We start from the raw sequence: 14465 nt of genomic DNA, 5'->3' as shown, positions 1-14465 counted from the left end.
AATTAAAGATTCAAATTGTAAATAAAATTGCAAAATTCTATTTAATAAAGTTAAAATTCATTCCGAATATAGGGAAGTTGCATTTAAAATTATAAATTTTACGATTCCCTATGTCCTAAAATAAATAAAGGGATATCAAATTGATAACAAAAACTAATCTATCTAAACCATTTCTAGCAGTTTTAATCGCTAGTGCTTTATCAGGATGCGCAACAACCACCTCACAAGTTATAGAAACGCCTAAAGTTGCGTCCTATAACACACAATATACTGGCGTCAAAAGTAAGATAGCCGTTGGTAAATTCGTAAACCGTTCTAGTTTTCAAAATGGCATTTTCTCTTCTGGACAAGACCGACTAGGAAGCCAAGCTAAAACAACTTTAATGAGCCACTTACAGCAAACAAATCGTTTCTCTGTTTTAGATAGAGACAATATGGACATGCTACAAAGCGAGGCTCAAAGGTCTGGTACTCAACAAACAATCGCTGGCGCTAGATTTGTTGTCACAGGTGATATTACTGAGTTTGGTAGAAAAGCAATTGGTGACAAACAATTGTTTGGAATTCTAGGTAAAGGAAAATCTCAAATTGCCTATGCGAAAGTGACATTAAATATCGTAGACACTTCAACTTCTGAAATTGTTTACTCTGTTCAAGGTGCTGGCGAATATAGCCTATCACAACGTGAAGTCATAGGCTTTGGCAGCACAGCAAGCTATGACGCAACACTCAATGGCAAGGTATTGGATTTAGCTATTAGAGAAGTTGTCAATAAGCTTGTAAATGGCATCGAATCAGGTGCTTGGAAATTATAAAAGGTCAGAGAAAGTGAAAAAAATACTATTTGTTCTTGCTGTAACAGCAGTGCTTGCAGGTTGTAAAACTAAAGAGCCTCTTTATTATCACGGTCAATATAATGCTGTCGTATATAACTACTTTAAGTCAGATGACATGACGGTCTCAGAACAAGTTGAGGTACTTGAAGAGCTTATTAACACTGCAAAAGCTAAAAATAAGAATATTGCGCCAGGTGTTCATGCTCATTTGGGTATGCTTTACTTTGAATTAGGTAATGCAAATTTAGGTCTTGAACATTTTAATATCGAGACAGAATTATTCCCTGAATCAAAACAATATATCGATTTTTTAGTTAATTCAGCAAAAGGTAAGTCATGAAAAATTTTATCGCCATTGCATTCCTAATGCTTTTATTAAGTGGTTGTGTAAGTCCTCCAGCCCCTCATGATTATTCTGAATTCCGTAATTCAGATCCAAAATCAATTTTAGTCTTACCTCCAATAAATAACTCTCCGGAAGTTATTGCTCCGTATAGCATTTTATCTCAAATCTCTATGCCAATTGCTGAATCAGGTTACTACGTTTATCCAGTTGCTGTAGTCGAACAGACATTCAAGAATAACGGGATAACCGTTGCCAACGATGCTCAAGCACTACCTGCAAGCAAGCTTCATGAGATTTTTGGAGCTGATGCAGCCTTATATATTTCAATTGAGCAGTACGGTACATCTTATTCTGTTATAAGCAGTGAAACGCTTGTATCACTTAACGCTAAGCTTGTTGATTTAAAGACGGGCGTTACACTTTGGCAAGATACTGCATCTGCTTCTTCTGCTGAAAACAGGGGCAATAGTGGTGGTGGCTTAGCTGGTATGTTAGTAGAAGCTATCGTACATCAAGTAATTGAAAGTGCTACGGACGCTGGATTTGATATTTCTAGCATTGCAACACAGCGATTACTTTCTTCAGACATGCACAACGGCCTTTTACACGGACATCGCTCGCCAAAATATGGCCAACCAGCGACGAGTGAAAAAGCTAAGTAACCCTAAAAAACACCATCAATTTTGAAGCCCTCCACAAAATTCGAGCGCTTCAATTGATGGTATTTTTTATTGATAAACTGTTATCTTACTTAAGTTTACCTTGTGCTACCCCGTCAGTTAAACTATTAACAGCTTCTCTCATTGCTAAATCTAACACCTTACCATTGAGTGTCGCGTCATAACTGGCGGTACTACCAAATCCAATTACCTCACGGTTAGACAAGCTATATTCACCGGCTCCTTGCACCGAGTAGACAACTTCAGAAGTATTTACATCAACAACATTTAAACTCACTTTTGCATAAGCGATTTGAGACTTTCCTTTACCCAAAATACCAAATAACTGGCGGTCCCCTTCTTGTTTTCTACCAAACTCAGTAACGCCACCTGTAAGCACATAGCGTGCTCCTTTAATATTTTGCTTTGCATCAGCAAACTGCGCTTCTTGGCTTAAAGCCGATAAGTTGCTTCTATCTAACACACTGAATCTTCGTGATTGCTGTAAGTGGGTTTTTAAAATCGTTTTTGCTTGCGACCCTAAACGGTCTTCACCTGATGAAAAAATACCATTGTGGTAGGTTGAACGATTTTGAATATCACCAAGTGACACCTTTACTTTTTCACCCTGATATTGCTCTAAAGCCTGATTCACTGTTACTGGTTGAATGACTCGTGATGACTCTGTAGCTGTACAGCCAGATAAAACAGCCATAGTGAGTGAGGAAATTAAAATTAATTGTGTGCGTGTGTTCATGTCAAGTTTATCCCGTTTCTTATCCGACTGAGTTTAAATATGACATCGATTACATCCAGATTCTGTGAGAGAGATGTTGTGAAATGTTAGAAAGTGTTTGACTGCTTATTCAATCAAAATAAGTGACCCTATCTCTACCTAAGCGTTTGCTTTCATAAAGGGCTTGATCTGCCCGAGACACTGCAGTTTCAAAGTTCATATCCTGTTGCCATTTTGCTACACCAAAGCTGAGTGTCACCTTTAACTGTTCACGGCTGACTTTGTGTTGCTGCAAAAGTGCGGTGATCAAATCTATAAAACGTTGAACTGTATGCTGATCATTTTCATGCACAATTAATAAAAATTCTTCTCCCCCCCAACGGATCGCCAAATTCGGCTGTTCAAAACAATCAATAAATATGCCTGAGACGATACGTAAAACATCGTCACCTCTTTCATGGCCAAACCTGTCATTAATACGCTTGAAATGATCAATATCAGCCATAACAACAAACACAGCGTCTTTGTCATAACTTTCAAACCAGTTTGGACAACTTAAATGCTTTTGTGCAAAGCGTCGATTATGCAATCCTGTTAAGGCATCTTTACTTGCCATTATAGTCAATTCTTCCCGTGACTGAATACTCATCTCTCGTAACGAGGCCAGTGCAAAAATCATCGGTAGCCCGCTGATCAATACATTTGAGAAATGAATGTAAGGTAATAAGTTAGGGTATGGAAAATGGCTAATATTAGGAAATTCGAATGTGGCCAAGATGGCAAACGTCAACATCATTGTGACTGCAAAAGCGATTGAACGAAAAATAGGGATTGTCTGCTCTACTAGTAGAATACATGCGATGGCCCACAAATAGTAATGAAAGCCCAACTCAATACCAAAGGTGAGGCTTACAGCAACCGAATGCACTAACACTTCAAGGCAAATAAGTTGTAATCCTCCTGCCACTTTGCCATTTGATAACAAATTCAAACCAACAGCCCAACAAACAACGCTGAGAATGTTTAACCCCGATAACCAATAAGCTTCGATGTAAGCAAAAAAGAAGACTAATGCGGCATGCAAATAGAGACAATACCAAGCGACCCTACTTAATATGGCGACTTTTTTTTGCTCAATCGAAAAAAAATCCTGACTTTGTATACTCACTATCGCTTCTTTGTTGAGATTTTGTTCTTTTAAGTATAGGAAAGATTATTCCACTTATAACAACAAATACACCAATTTATCGATGCAACCCTAAAGTTGAGTTTTATTCATATTAAAATAGAAGCGAGTTGATGCTTTATTATCAAGGCTATATCTTGAACATTCATTTATTAAAAAGGACTAAAGTTAAAATGAAATATGTTTTACCAATCTCTGTTGTACTGTGTGTGTTCGCCTCTTTTGCTAGTCACGCCTTTTACCCCAATAAAGCAAAATATGCTGTCAGCCTCAGCTTTGATGATGCAAGGAAATCTCAAGTTGATATAGGCATTCCGATCCTAAATAAACATGATGTGAAAGCGACTTTCTATCTTATGCCATACCACATGCAGGGCAAAGAACAGCAATGGAAACAAGCAGCAGACGCTGGCCATGAAATCGCAAACCACACAGCGAGTCATCTATGCACAGGTAATTTTCGCTGGCTAAGAAAACAAAACAAAGGGCTTGAACAAAGTAGTTTAAGTTTTTTAAAACAAGATATTAAGCAAGCCCAGCAATATATTGAGACACATACTGGTGCAGCTCCCAAAGGATTCGCCTATCCATGTGGACAAACATTTGTTGGCCGAGGCACTGAGGTAAAGAGCTATGTACCTTTAATTGCTGAAACATTCAGTTATGGCCGAACATGGAATGATGAAACAGCCAATGATCCTTTCTATTACGACCCGGCGCAGATACGAGCCTTTAGTATGGACGGAAAAACCTTTGAGCAACTGAAAGCGCTTATTGAGCAAGCTAAATTTAACAATGCATGGATTGTACTCGCCGGCCATGAAGTAGGTAAAAAAGGGCCTTACACGGTTGATGAACATGCACTGCAACAATTAATTCAATTTTTGAAAGACCCTAAAAATGAATATTGGCTAGCTACGGTGAATGATGTACATGAATACATAAACAAAAAACATGAATAAGTTCGAATCAAAACAAATAATTAAAGTTGCAAAAATGAAAACAAACAAGAATAAAATATTTTTTATTTAGTTTTTTTTATATTAAAAACCCATTTTTTTATACTAAAAGGGTATTTAATGTTTTATCCCTAACACATTAGATTAGTGGTGCGTAACTAAAAAAGAACCACGCATTAAGGGATAAAACATGAAAAATAAAACTCTAACGCATAGCTTGCTAAGCATCGCTATAGCAAGCTCTTTGTATTCTGTACCTATGACAACTTCTGCAGAAGAACAAGCAAAAGATGAACTTGAAGTAATCACTGTTACATCACGTAAAAAAGTAGAAACAATTGTTGAGATACCTATGAGTGTATCAGCTGTTTCTGAAGTTGAAATGGCCAACAGAAACTATGTTGATGCCTCAGACTTATTTAGAACGCTTGCCGGTGCAGCAGCACCTCGGGGTCAACTTATTCTCCGCGGTTTAAGTGGTGGTAACTCAGCAGCGCCTGGCACTACAGCTACATTTACCGATGATATTCCATTCTCATTTACAAACCTAGCTGATGTAGAGCGTGTCGAAGTACTACGAGGCCCTCAAGGTACATTATATGGCTCAAATGCCATTGGCGGAACCGTTCGCGTTATTACTAAAAAACCAGTACTCGATGAATTCGAGCTGTTCGGTACCATGATAGGAAAAATGGAAAAGAACGTTGATGGCTATGATACCAGTATGTCACTGGGCATTAATGTTCCGCTAGTTGAACAGACCCTTGCTCTTCGTGTAAACGGTAACATCCAAAACGATCAACGCCCAATGTACAATGTAGCAACAGGTAACCAAAGCGAAAGCCAAGAAAACTTCCTTCGTTCACAGCTTTTGTGGCAAGTAGATGATAATACTGCGGTCACTTTTGGCTATGTACGCACAGAAAATTCATCTCAGGGAACAACTTTAGGCGATACCTCTAAGCCGGGCGGTTACTACAGCTTACGCTACATAGATAACCCAGATGCAAAATATGGCTATGACGTCGAGCATCAATGGAATGAATGTGACCCAGAATGGGGTCGAGTACGTTGTGTTCAAGGCGGAGATTTTGTAAAAGGCGCTGTAGATAAATATGCTGTTTACAGTATATTCGATGGCTACTCTCAAAACGAGAATGATCTATTCACTTTAAATGTCAGCGTAGATAACATTGCAGATATTGCCTCATTCACTTACGCAGGTTCTTATCGTGAAAACGAAGGAAGCTCTCTAGACGATTGGTCTCGTTTAGACGGCGCTGACATGTTTAAAACATGGATCGTCAATAAACGCGAAAGTAAACGCACAACTCATGAAATTCGCTTCCAAAACTATGACTTGAATAGTCCATTATCATGGACTGTGGGTATGTTTTATGACAAATATAGCACGCCTTCTATCCCTGATTATCAATGGCAATATCTAGAAAGTGGCGATGACATCTCTGCTGCTGCTAACTATTGGTGGTCTTGGTCTGGCTTAGATGTGCGTCAAATGGGTATCGATAAATTCGGCGATGGCAGCAAGATCTGGAACCTTCGAGAATACGGCTCATGGGATAGAGAGTTAGCGCTATTTGCCGATGCGAGCTATACCATAGAAACAAAAGATATGGGCGAATTTGAAGTTAATGCCGGTATCAGACGTTTTGACTTAGAAGATTATAGCCATTCTGAGAGTGAAGGTATTTGGTCAGAAGAAGTGACGCTCACTGGCGGTGAAGAAGATGGTAACCGCTTCAAGTTTAGCCTTTCATGGCGTCCTGAAGACAATTACTCAATCTACGGCTTATACTCTGAAGGTTACCGCCCAGGTGGTAATAACGGCCCACTTGCAGCTGCATGTCAGGCTGATCCAAAAGCTGGCGACAAAAAAGATCGTTACACGTCTGATTCTATTGATAACTATGAAATTGGTTATAAAGCCTCTCTATTTGATGGTCGCTTTAACTTCACGTCAGCGGCATACCATATAGATTGGACTGATATCAAAACAAGCATATATATGGATACATGTGGCTTTAGTTACACTGCAAATGCAGGTGAAGCACAGTCACAAGGTTTAGAATTTGAATCAACAGCAACGCTTACCGACACCCTACAACTAGTATTCAACGCCTCTTACACTAAATCTGAGCTAACTAAAGATAATGCTGCGATCAGTGGTAAGAAAGGTGACGAAATGACAATGGTGCCTAAATACAATGCTTATATCGCTTTAGATAAAGAGTTTGAATTAAACGGCAAGCCTGTATTCGTTCGCGCTGACATGAGTGCTTATGGTAAGTATAAAACTCACTTTAATACCAAAGAGGGTGACCAAGTTCCTGCTTACAAGATATTTAACCTATCTGCTCGCTACGAAGTGAATGAAAACGTGAAATTAAGCTTACACCTTAATAACGTATTCAATAAAGAAACTGAACTTTATAAGAGAGACCGTAGCCGCTCTAACAGTGCAACGGCGCAAAAATACATAGAGTTCTTACCTGAGCGTACCGTATCAGTGCGTTTAGACTATGTGTTCTTTTAAAGATAGTTTATAACTTTATTTCCCCTAAAGCCTGCCCTGCAGGCTTTTTTAATCTGGTAGCTTTTCTATTTCAGCCCATAAGCTTTCAGCCTCGGCGGTCAACATAGAGTAAGTTCTGATGTCACCATTACGCTGGGCATGCATTGCCTTCTCTAAAAGCGCGTCATACTCTTTACGCATTTTCTTTTTCGGATTTCTTTTAAATAAACCAAACATTGTCACCCTCCTAGATAAAAGCATAAATACGTTTCTAAGCATGATCAGATCAACTTTAATTCTCTGTATATAGTGCTTGCTTAAAACTGAACCAAACTCGAACAAACAACGTTCAATAATTACTGAAAGGCCTAAAATTTTAACCAGGTCATTTTATACCACTCCTTTTGGCTAAGTATGCTTCATTGAAAAGTGATGTTACTCATAGAGGTGATTGCGATGCATGATGATGAATTTGATATCTCAGCCTTAAAACAGCTAGGCAACCATGACAAAGATGAAATTCTCAGCCGGTTAAGAAAGAAGCAACGAGATCTAGATAGCGCCCATGAACTGGCACAAATTGAATCCCAACATGGCTTGGATTACTTGTTTGATGATTTAGACAACTTAGATTGAACCATTTTTGAGTGTAGACGTATTTACAGTTGGGTTTCTCATCTCCCTTCCTGTTGACTTTCCCTTGAGAGTGCAGACAAGGAAGCTTTTATTAGCGAGTCAATGGGTGGATCATTAAGGTGGTTCACCCATTTTTTATTGAACTTCATGAAAGAAAAGTTAACCACTTTAGCTATCGTAAGCAATATTTTTTCGTTCAAAAAAAGGCAAGTGGGCATCTTGCCTTTGTATCAATTACAAGGTGTTACATGACTGAAACCTGAGTAGGAGGCAACACTCATTCCTGTTTTTTAGCTACGAACTATATAAGTAACGGATTAAAATCTGACACTTGCACCTAAGTAATAACGTGTACCAAACTCATCAACGCTGTGAACTACATTACCAAAACCTGGGTGGCGAAGTACTAAGGCTTCATTGAGTAAGTTTACCGCTTCAAAAGATACGTCGACGTTATCAGTAACATGATAAACAACAGATGCATCTAACTGGTCATAAGCATCATTTATACTCCCTAAGCCACTATCATTATTTTGTCTTATCCAGTCATCGCGATAGTTATAAGCCAAACGCACACTGAACAAGTCACTTTCATAGAAACCAGATAAGTTAAGTGAGTTACGCGACACCTCTTCAATTGGTACTTCTTCTCCTAGAGAGTTCGTGCGAGAAGTATCTGTATAAGTATAATTAAACTGCACACCAAACCCGTTTTCAAAATCATATTGATATTGAAGCTCAATCCCTTTTACATCTGCCGTTCCAACATTTCGCGAACGCGTTACTAAACAAGCTTCACCACAACCAGCATAATTTTCTGCTACCGTAGTTTGCTCGATGTAATCACTGATATTCTTAACAAAGAAAGTCGCACCAAGCAACGACGCTGGGTTAAAGTACCATTCAACTCCCATATCATATTGGTCTGATTTATACGGGTCTAAATCTGGACTACCTACATTGGCTGTTTTAAAGCTTTCAGAAATGATATCTGCAAGTTTCATGTCATCATAATCAGGACGAGAGACTGTTGAACCTGCTGCAAATCGAAAGATCACATCATCAGAAATATCCATAGCAAGGTTTAAACTTGGCAAGTAGTTGGTGTAACTTTTCTTCACTTCACCAGCAATATCATTAATCGAGCCTTTCGATAAGATATCCGTTTCAACGATACGTAAGCCTAAATTACCTCTAAAACCCTCACCAGAAAAATTCGCTTTTACATACGCCGCTGAAATATCTTCTTCAATTAAGAAGTAATCTTTTACTGTTACAGCGCTCGGCTTATTTTGTTCTGCATAAGCCCAAATGCTGGTATTAGCAACGGGAAAACTTGATAAGCTGCCCGCACGCCCTTGTGCACTATGTAAGCCAGAAACAAAACCACCATTAAAATTGTCAAGGGTTAACCCTTCAGCCTGTGCAGCAGCCACATCTAAATCTTGATAATTACCTTGAGAAGAAAATGCTTGTGATTGGAATTTAACACCCGCATCAATTGAGGTAACAATGTCTGACTCTAACTGGAAGTTAAAATCGGCCTGCGCATAATCAATTGAGTTATCGCGTAAGTAGTTGATATAGGTGAACTCATGGAACAAGGCCAAATTACTATGTTTACTAAGATAACTAGGGTTAGTTGGCTGAAGCTCTAATGGTCCAGCAACATCAAATTTAAAGCTGGAGTTCGCCGTGTCGGTAATATCCCCCCACCAAGTACTCGTTTGACCTGTTCTACCTTCTGCGTTTGAACGGCCAATTACAAAATCCGCCTTCCAAGATTCAGCCACATATTCGGCTTTGAGATTGAGCGCATCAGTCTGCATATCGGGCTTACGTAATACCGCGTTATTAAATAACGGTGCATACCCCGGACCTGAGGCCAAAGAGGTTGCCGCAGTCACATAACCTAGCGAATTCTCAGTGACCGAATCAGCCTGCATTTGACCAAATCCAACCACCGCAAACATTGCTGAGTTAACATGATTATTTTTTAGCTCAAATAAGTTGTAATCGAGGTCAACACTCAGATTATCAGAGACAACATATTGAAGTGACAACTGTGTTGAGGCACGCTCTCGGCTTTCATCAAATAAAATTGATGACATCGCACCATAAGACTTTCTTGCTGTATCATCAGTATCGACAAAATCCCCCGTTGGCCCAGGACCAAAGTTAGATAAAGTTTCTCGATATACTTTTGACTCTTCGTTCGAATAGGCAAACAATACACCTATTTTTTCTGCATCATCTTTCCAACTATATAGTGCAGAATAAGCTGGTGATGTTTCTTTTGCACTGGTGTGATAGGCGGCTTCCGCTGAAGCATAAAAAGTATTGGCATCCATGTCTAATGGCTTACGTGTTTTAAGGTTAACTGTGCCCCCCATCGCACCTTCATTGATCTGCGCTTCAACCGATTTATACACATCCATGCCAGAAATCTGCTCTGCCGCAAGCATCTCAAAGTTAAAGCTACGATTCATTCCGCCTAAGTCAAACCAGCCAACAGAGGCCACATTTTGACCATTAAGCAACACCATACTGTGCTCTGGCGCAGTACCGCGAACTGTCACACCATTCACTTCACCAAAGGTTCTTACAACAGTCACCCCAGGAATTCGCTGCATGGCATCTCCGATGTTTTTATCGGGGAATTTGCCTATGTCTTCAGCTGAGATAGAGTCGACAACTGAATTTGCAAAACGTTTGGTATTTAAAGCCTCAGTTAAACTACGACGAATACCTCTGACCTCTATTACTTCAACGTCAGATTTGGCTGCCGTTTCTTCTGCAACCGCTGAAACTGAAAGACCAGATAAAGCAGCGCCTATACACACAGCAAGATAGCTTGCCAATGTCGTCTTAGGCTGTTTTTGGTTGGTTAATTTCATTTTGTTATCCTTATTATGTTTGCACACCCAAACTCAATTAAGTTCAGTTCACCAAGCTTTCATCAACATTGAGTGTGTCATGCTGTTTATCTGATACTGCGTCGATAACTCAGTTTATTTAGTAAAATTATTAGACTAAATATTTAATAAATCATTTTGACTAAATGTCAAGCATTCATTATTGCTATTTTTTATTAATGACAGACTCCCCTATAACTTATTAGCCAGTGCCGTCGCAGCACAGGCTCTACTTGAGTAAGCACAAATATAAGTAGATAAATCAGTATATTGGGTAAGTTCATAATCAGAACGCATAGCAACAACCACAACCTGTTCTTGCCATTTTGATAGCGCTTTTTGCACTAAATCTTGCTGATTTTGCACGTCAAAACGCGTGCCCGGTAATGGGTAGTCTTCGGTCACAATCACCAGAGGTAAAACGATATCAGGCACAGAGTCACTATTAAGTAGTTCAGAAAAGTCATGCCAATCTAAAATATTCAGCGTTGATTTTCGCTGTTTAAGTTGCGCTATTAAGACTTCTTTTACGGAATTGGGATCATTGGGTCCAATACCTCGACAGTTCACAATGTCGTCATAGCACCTTGGATGTGTGGCGAAGAATAACGAGTATTCACAGTCTTTTAATGGCCATAGTCCTTGGTTATTTCGCAACACAGTTAAGCTTTTTTCACATGCGCTAGTCACTACACTCTTTATCTCACTGCTTGATAGTTGTGGCTGAAGAGGCTGATTTTGTAGCTGCTGATATTTATAAGTTAAGACATGAGCCAAACGTGTATCGATAAGTGCTTCTCTCAATTCGCCTTGTTTAACGGCATTTACTACACCTTGAATGGTTTGCGCTTGTAACGCTTTGTAATCGGTGGTGCTGTTTTCATAATGCTCTTCACTGAGCATTACCAAATGCGCACCTGCTTGCAAAGCTAACACGGCTGCTTGCTCGGGCTGATAATTTTTACGCATCGCCCACATATTCATGCTGTCAGTAATAATAAGCCCTTTAAACCCCATTTCTTCAACCAGTAGATCCGTTAAAATGACTTTTGACAACGTTGCAGGATATTGCGCATCAACTTGAGGATATTGAATATGACTGGTCATTACCAAATCAACACCTGCCTCTATGGCCCGTTGAAATGGCACAAGGTCTTGGGCACGTAGCTCTGCCAGAGATTTATTAACAATAGGTAAGCTTTGATGCGAATCAGTATGGGTATCACCATGCCCAGGAAAGTGCTTAGCACAACTTAAATTACCTGCTTTCTTAGCACCGCGCACAGCTGCAGCAACATGCTTTGCTACTTTATCTGTTTGCTCACCAAAAGAGCGCAGCCCAATGATTGGGTTATTTGGATCTGCATTGATGTCAGCACAAGGTGATAGAAGCGTGTTATAGCCAATACTTCCCATTTGCTGCGCAAAGGTTTGATACATTTTCTCCGTTAACACCACATCGTCGGCTTTACCCAATGCCAAATTACCCGGCCCGACATCGGTATACTGAGTTAAAATCCCCCAAGCGCCCTCTTGATCAACGGCTAATATTAATGGTGCATCACATCCTCTCAGTGCAGCTTGATGCTGTAATATTTCAGATAGCTGTGTGGCTTCGGTTAGACTAGAAGCATTATCATCTGTGATGTAAAAACCACCAACGTGCTTTGTCTTCACTAAGTCTTTGGCATAGTCGAGATCTTTCCCAGCAAATGCCAAAATGAACAATTGCCCTACTTTCTCCTCTAAACACATAGTGCCTAATAGTTGCTTTACTTTTTGCTCGATATTCATGCTATTCCTTAAATTTTGCTCGCAAAAAGCCTTCGGCTGATAATTGCTCATCAACCGTGCTTTTAAAATGAATAAAATTATGCGGCGTGAATTTCCGCTATTTGTGCTTGCGATTTAGCGCCAGTGATCAAGGCGACTAAATCTTCTTTTGAGACTTCATCGACAGCGACATCTGCAACTGACTCGCCTTGGTATAACACCACTGCGCGATCACAGGTTTCGACCACATGCTGCATGTTGTGGCTTATTAATAAAACCGCGACGCCCTGCGAACTAATGACATTGATTAACTCATTAACTTGTGCGCTTTGCTCAACACCAAGCGCTGCGGTCGGTTCATCCATAATCACAATATCAGCCCCCCAGTTAACGGCTCTGGCAATGGCAACCGCTTGACGCTGTCCCCCAGATAAAGATTGTATTTGTGTATCGAAGCTAGGAATTCGGCTATTAAGACGATTAATGGCTTTTTTTGCCCGTTTTTGCATGGCTTTTTTATCAAGCCAGCCCAGCTTGGCTAACAAAGGGTTTTTATGTTTGATTTCTCGATTCAAAAATAAGTTATCAACAATATCAAATTCAGGGATCATGGCCAGATCTTGAAATACGGTTTCAATGCCTACCTTGCGAGCGTCTAACGGCGTGTTTATCTGTACTGCGGTACCATTTACTTTTACTTCACCTTTGTCAGGGGCATGTATTCCAGAAATGCAGCGAACCAAGGTTGACTTACCGGCACCGTTATCACCTAACAGCCCGACGACTTCCCCTTTATTAATCTTAAAGCTGACGTTTTTTAAAGCTTCTACAGGCCCAAAGCTTTTGCCTAGATTACTCAACTCTAATGCAACTTGATCGAGTGCTGTTCTAACCATTTTTCATCTCCTTTACACCAATTGCGACCGCTGCAATTAAAATTACTCCCCTGGCAATCATTTGCTCATTGGTTGAAAAACCCGATAAAATTAGCCCATTATTAATGAGTCCCATCAGCCAAGAACCCAGTACCGCCCCTATGATACAGGCACGGCCACCGAATAAGCTGGTGCCACCGATCGCCACAGCAGCTATTACAGTAAGTAGGTCTGCTTCACCTAAAGTATATCTGGCACCATGTAATCGCCCAGCATAAAGCAGTCCAGCTAACGCTGCTGCCATCGAAGAAATAACCAAAGCATAAATACGCACTCTGGTAACCTGAATACCCATTGCCAATGCTGCCTTTGGGCTTCCCCCCACAGCCAACAAATGCCGCCCAAATGCCAATTTCGTCAACACAACATAACCGATGCCCGCTATTATCAAAGTCCAAATCAATAATGAAGGCACGCCAAAAATCTCACCTGCGCCAAAAAAGCCGGTAAAGTTCGAATTTATGATAGGGACTGATTCAAGGTTAGTAAATTGGCGAGCAAGACCTGTGATCACCCCCATAGTGCCAAGGGTAATTAATAAAGAAGAAACTTGTAACCGTTCAATCAGCAAGCCATTTACAACCCCAACAACCAAGCCAACACTTAGTGCCCCCAATACGGCTAAAGGAGTACCCACATGCTGTAATAACACTGCCCCCACTAAGGCAGATAGGGCAACAACCGAGCCAATTGATAAATCAATATGTCCAACTGCCAAAGCAAACGTTAATCCCACCGCCATCACCGTTAAAGGCGCCGTTTGACGAATAATATTCATAAAATTGGCAAAGCTAAAAAACGCTGTGTCATGCAACGCCACTGCAAATAGCAGTAACACAGCGATGAAAATGTAATAAATAAAATACTCACGCTTGAGCGCTTTTTTGCTAATAAACTCTGAGGCTCGTGCCTTGAAGTCGGGGTTATTTACTTGACTAACACTCATGGTTA

Annotated in this window: 13 protein-coding genes; 6 read left to right on the top strand and 7 right to left on the bottom strand. The window is 40.2% G+C overall.

The window, feature by feature from the left end; all coding sequences use genetic code 11:
- Window positions 1-140: 140 nt before the first annotated feature.
- From C1E24_RS17400 to C1E24_RS17390, 3 genes are read left to right on the top strand one after another with little or no spacing between them, the layout of a single operon-like run.
- Entirely contained in the window at window positions 141-815 is a 675-nt protein-coding gene (locus C1E24_RS17400) for a CsgG/HfaB family protein (protein ID WP_240701015.1), read from the top strand.
- 13 nt (window positions 816-828) lie between these two features.
- Window positions 829-1176 (top strand): DUF4810 domain-containing protein, encoded by a 348-nt coding sequence (locus C1E24_RS17395; RefSeq protein WP_171040924.1) that lies wholly within the window; start codon window positions 829-831, stop codon window positions 1174-1176.
- A 26-nt stretch (window positions 1177-1202) separates the two neighbouring features.
- Window positions 1203-1844, top strand: a complete 642-nt coding sequence (locus tag C1E24_RS17390) for a DUF799 domain-containing protein (protein WP_240722043.1) — start codon at window positions 1203-1205, stop codon at window positions 1842-1844.
- 85 nt (window positions 1845-1929) lie between these two features.
- Here the strand turns inward: C1E24_RS17390 and C1E24_RS17385 are convergent, their stop codons facing one another.
- Both C1E24_RS17385 and C1E24_RS17380 read right to left on the bottom strand, forming a co-directional pair.
- Window positions 1930-2598 (bottom strand): CsgG/HfaB family protein, encoded by a 669-nt coding sequence (locus tag C1E24_RS17385; protein WP_138483651.1) that lies wholly within the window; start codon window positions 2596-2598, stop codon window positions 1930-1932.
- 109 nt (window positions 2599-2707) lie between these two features.
- Entirely contained in the window at window positions 2708-3745 is a 1038-nt protein-coding gene (locus tag C1E24_RS17380) for a GGDEF domain-containing protein (RefSeq protein ID WP_138483649.1), read from the bottom strand.
- A gap of 191 nt (window positions 3746-3936) precedes the next feature.
- Between C1E24_RS17380 and C1E24_RS17375 the strand changes: the two genes are divergently transcribed.
- Both C1E24_RS17375 and C1E24_RS17370 read left to right on the top strand, forming a co-directional pair.
- Window positions 3937-4725: a polysaccharide deacetylase family protein gene (locus tag C1E24_RS17375; RefSeq protein ID WP_138483647.1), complete on the top strand. Its 789-nt coding sequence runs from the start codon at window positions 3937-3939 to the stop codon at window positions 4723-4725.
- Between the two features lie 187 nt (window positions 4726-4912).
- Window positions 4913-7276, top strand: a complete 2364-nt coding sequence (locus C1E24_RS17370) for a TonB-dependent receptor (RefSeq protein WP_138483645.1) — start codon at window positions 4913-4915, stop codon at window positions 7274-7276.
- Window positions 7277-7324: 48 nt separating this feature from the next.
- Here C1E24_RS17370 and C1E24_RS17365 read toward each other — a convergent pair whose 3' ends face one another.
- Window positions 7325-7492, bottom strand: a complete 168-nt coding sequence (locus C1E24_RS17365) for a DUF6435 family protein (RefSeq protein WP_138483643.1) — start codon at window positions 7490-7492, stop codon at window positions 7325-7327.
- Between the two features lie 195 nt (window positions 7493-7687).
- Between C1E24_RS17365 and C1E24_RS17360 the strand changes: the two genes are divergently transcribed.
- Window positions 7688-7891: a hypothetical protein gene (locus C1E24_RS17360; RefSeq protein ID WP_138483640.1), complete on the top strand. Its 204-nt coding sequence runs from the start codon at window positions 7688-7690 to the stop codon at window positions 7889-7891.
- A 317-nt stretch (window positions 7892-8208) separates the two neighbouring features.
- On the opposite strand, the gene C1E24_RS17355 is transcribed toward C1E24_RS17360, so the two are convergent.
- The 4 genes from C1E24_RS17355 to C1E24_RS17340 form a co-directional block, all read right to left on the bottom strand.
- Window positions 8209-10788 (bottom strand): TonB-dependent receptor, encoded by a 2580-nt coding sequence (locus C1E24_RS17355; RefSeq protein WP_138483638.1) that lies wholly within the window; start codon window positions 10786-10788, stop codon window positions 8209-8211.
- A gap of 210 nt (window positions 10789-10998) precedes the next feature.
- Entirely contained in the window at window positions 10999-12600 is a 1602-nt protein-coding gene (locus tag C1E24_RS17350; RefSeq protein ID WP_138483636.1) for a glycoside hydrolase family 3 protein, read from the bottom strand.
- A gap of 77 nt (window positions 12601-12677) precedes the next feature.
- Window positions 12678-13475, bottom strand: coding sequence for an ATP-binding cassette domain-containing protein (locus C1E24_RS17345; protein ID WP_138483635.1), 798 nt, complete (start codon window positions 13473-13475; stop codon window positions 12678-12680).
- Window positions 13468-14460: an ABC transporter permease gene (locus C1E24_RS17340; protein WP_138483633.1), complete on the bottom strand. Its 993-nt coding sequence runs from the start codon at window positions 14458-14460 to the stop codon at window positions 13468-13470. Before C1E24_RS17340 ends, C1E24_RS17345 begins: the two co-directional genes overlap by 8 nt.
- Window positions 14461-14465: the final 5 nt, after the last annotated feature.

The organism is Pseudoalteromonas phenolica, assembly GCF_005876835.1.
Taxonomy (GTDB): domain Bacteria; phylum Pseudomonadota; class Gammaproteobacteria; order Enterobacterales; family Alteromonadaceae; genus Pseudoalteromonas; species Pseudoalteromonas phenolica_B.
This window is presented reverse-complemented; position numbering and strand designations above follow the sequence as displayed.

Excerpts from the sequence above, each read along its gene's own strand:
- C1E24_RS17340 (WP_138483633.1), bottom strand. The coding sequence starts at position 14,460 with ATGAGTGTTAGTCAAGTAAATAACCCCGACTTCAAGGCACGAGCCTCA.
- C1E24_RS17360 (WP_138483640.1), top strand. The coding sequence starts at position 7,688 with ATGTTACTCATAGAGGTGATTGCGATGCATGATGATGAATTTGATATC.
- C1E24_RS17355 (WP_138483638.1), bottom strand. The coding sequence starts at position 10,788 with ATGAAATTAACCAACCAAAAACAGCCTAAGACGACATTGGCAAGCTAT.
- C1E24_RS17370 (WP_138483645.1), top strand. The coding sequence starts at position 4,913 with ATGAAAAATAAAACTCTAACGCATAGCTTGCTAAGCATCGCTATAGCA.
- C1E24_RS17350 (WP_138483636.1), bottom strand. The coding sequence starts at position 12,600 with ATGAATATCGAGCAAAAAGTAAAGCAACTATTAGGCACTATGTGTTTA.
- C1E24_RS17390 (WP_240722043.1), top strand. The coding sequence starts at position 1,203 with ATGCTTTTATTAAGTGGTTGTGTAAGTCCTCCAGCCCCTCATGATTAT.
- C1E24_RS17375 (WP_138483647.1), top strand. The coding sequence starts at position 3,937 with ATGAAATATGTTTTACCAATCTCTGTTGTACTGTGTGTGTTCGCCTCT.
- C1E24_RS17345 (WP_138483635.1), bottom strand. The coding sequence starts at position 13,475 with ATGGTTAGAACAGCACTCGATCAAGTTGCATTAGAGTTGAGTAATCTA.
- C1E24_RS17365 (WP_138483643.1), bottom strand. The coding sequence starts at position 7,492 with ATGTTTGGTTTATTTAAAAGAAATCCGAAAAAGAAAATGCGTAAAGAG.
- C1E24_RS17385 (WP_138483651.1), bottom strand. The coding sequence starts at position 2,598 with ATGAACACACGCACACAATTAATTTTAATTTCCTCACTCACTATGGCT.